The organism is Pedobacter sp. 01T416_2, from assembly GCF_056398925.1.
Map to the genome: position 1 here is coordinate 1 of NZ_JBFTQI010000889.1, position 2,256 is coordinate 2,256.

Annotated in this window: 1 protein-coding gene and 2 pseudogenes; all 3 read left to right on the forward strand. The window is 38.2% G+C overall.

The window, feature by feature from the left end; all coding sequences use genetic code 11:
* Positions 1-760, forward strand: a pseudogene (locus tag AC1DPQ_RS25435) (hypothetical protein); the annotation flags it as partial.
* The gene (locus tag AC1DPQ_RS25440) at positions 757-2,013 is read left to right on the forward strand and encodes a dihydroorotase (protein WP_477579280.1); all 1,257 of its coding nucleotides are present in this window, start codon (positions 757-759) and stop codon (positions 2,011-2,013) included. The pseudogene AC1DPQ_RS25435 and the gene AC1DPQ_RS25440, both read left to right, overlap by 4 nt.
* A gap of 32 nt (positions 2,014-2,045) precedes the next feature.
* Positions 2,046-2,256, forward strand: a pseudogene (locus AC1DPQ_RS25445) (hypothetical protein); the annotation flags it as partial.

Consider the following 2,256-nt stretch of genomic DNA (forward strand, 5'->3'; position numbering starts at 1 on the left):
AAGCAAGGTTGATCAGATTGATCTGCAAAACCCTATTTTCAAGACTGTTTTTGAGGAAATCCCTAAAAATCTTGATCTTCCAACAGTTTCCCGCTATTATTCTTTTGTAGAGAAAAACACCTCCAATAAAGAAGATATTATGTTATTGCCTGGCAGAAAACCATTTTTCTCCAAATATGGCGTAGGTAACGGGCAGGTTTATTTATCTGCTTCAGGGCTTAATACAAGTGACGGGAATTTAGCCCGTCATCCGGTGTTCGTGCCTTTAATATATCGTTTGGCATTGAGTGGAGGAAATGAAACGCCTTTATACTACAACCTCGGTAACGATAATGCCCTGGCGGGTAAAAAGATTACGCTGGGTAAAAACCAAAGCTTAAAAATTACTGCAGATGGTTTTGAGGCGATTCCTGAAATCCGTCAGGCAAATGGGAAAACGCTGATTTACATTGCCGATCAGATAAAAAATGCAGGCTTTTATAACCTGAAACTTGCAGATTCACTACTTGCTGTTTATAGTTTCAACAATGGCAGAACAGAATCTGATATGCATTATTTAGACAAAACAGAACTCAATCAGTTGGCTGACAAAGGCAACCTCAAAATATTCGATACCGATAAAGATGCCGTTAAATTAATTGCCGGCACTAATAAAATCGGGCAGACTTTATGGAAACTTTGTCTAATTTTGTCGCTGATTTTTATTGCAGCAGAAATTTTGCTCATCCGATTTTTTAACAACACAAAGAAAACAATATGAATCTCCTGGTTAAAAATGTAGCCATTACCGATCCGCAAAGTAAATTCAATAATCAACAATGCGATGTTCGGGTAGAAAATGGCAAAATTAAAAACATAGGTAAATTAACTGCCGATAAAAACGAAACTGTTTTTGATGCTCAGGGTGCTTTCTTAACGCCAGGTTTTTTCGATCTAAACTGCGTTGCTGGCGATCCGGGTTTCGAAACTAAGGAAGATATTCAAACATTAACCGCAACGGCAAAAGCTGGAGGTTTTACAGGCTTAGCTTTATTGCCGCAAACCAGTCCGGTTGTGCAGTCAAAATCTCAGGTAGAATACATTATCAATAGGGCCAAAAACAATTTGGTTGATGTGTTGCCAGTTGGTGCGATAAGTCAGAGCCGTGAGGCAAAGGAGCTTGCCGAACTGTTCGATATGCAACAGGCAGGTGCGGTAGCTTTTTCAGATGGCGATAAAGCCTTACAAGACGATGGTTTTATGAGCCGCGCATTACAATATGCAAAAGGTTTCGATGCACTATTAATGGTTTATCCCGAAAATAAATCCATAGCTGGCAAATCGCAGATTAACGAGAGTAAAAACTCTGTGCTGTTGGGCATGAAAGGTTTACCCGCATTGGCTGAAGAAATGCATATTGCCCGCGATATTTTCCTGGCATCTTATAATGAAACCAAAATCCACATCAGCAATATTTCAACTGCCGGGGCTGTAGCTTTGATTCGTAAAGCAAAAAAAGATGGCGTTCAGGTTTCGTGCGATGTAACAGCACATCACCTGGTGTTTACAGAAGAACTTTTAAGCGATTTTGACAGCAACTACAAGGTTAAGCCACCACTGCGTGGAAAAGCAGATGTAAAGGCGCTAATTGCCGGTTTAAAAGATGGAACTATTGATGCCATTACTTCCCAGCACCGTCCTGAAGAAATCGAATTTAAAAATGTAGAATTCGAAATTGCGCACTACGGCATCATCGCTTTACAAACCGTATTACCACTATTATTAAAGGCTGGATTGGATATTGCTTTAATTGTAGAGAAATTGGCCATTAATCCACGTAAATTATTAAATTTAGCTATTCCGGTAATCGAAGAAGATGCTGATGCCAACTTTACTGTTTTCAATACAACAGAAAAGTGGTTGTATAATGCCACAAGCAATTATTCAAAATCGGCAAACAGTCCATTGTTGGGTACAGAACTTACCGGGAAGGTAACTTTGGTTTATAATAATAGTCAATACTGGGAGAATTAAGGTTGAAGGTTAGGGGTATAAGGTTCTTAACCATGTCTCAAAACATATTAGTTCAAAAAAATATTGATAAATTAACAGGTTATAAGAATTTAAAAACTAAAGCAAGAAATTACAATTTTGTTGTTCAGGTCATACAATCTTATCATCCTAAAATCCTAAAAATCTTAATCATGGATAATAGAGTAAAAAAAGCACTAAGTGCAGCCATTAACAAGTATGCTGAGGTTTCAGCTACCAATGTAG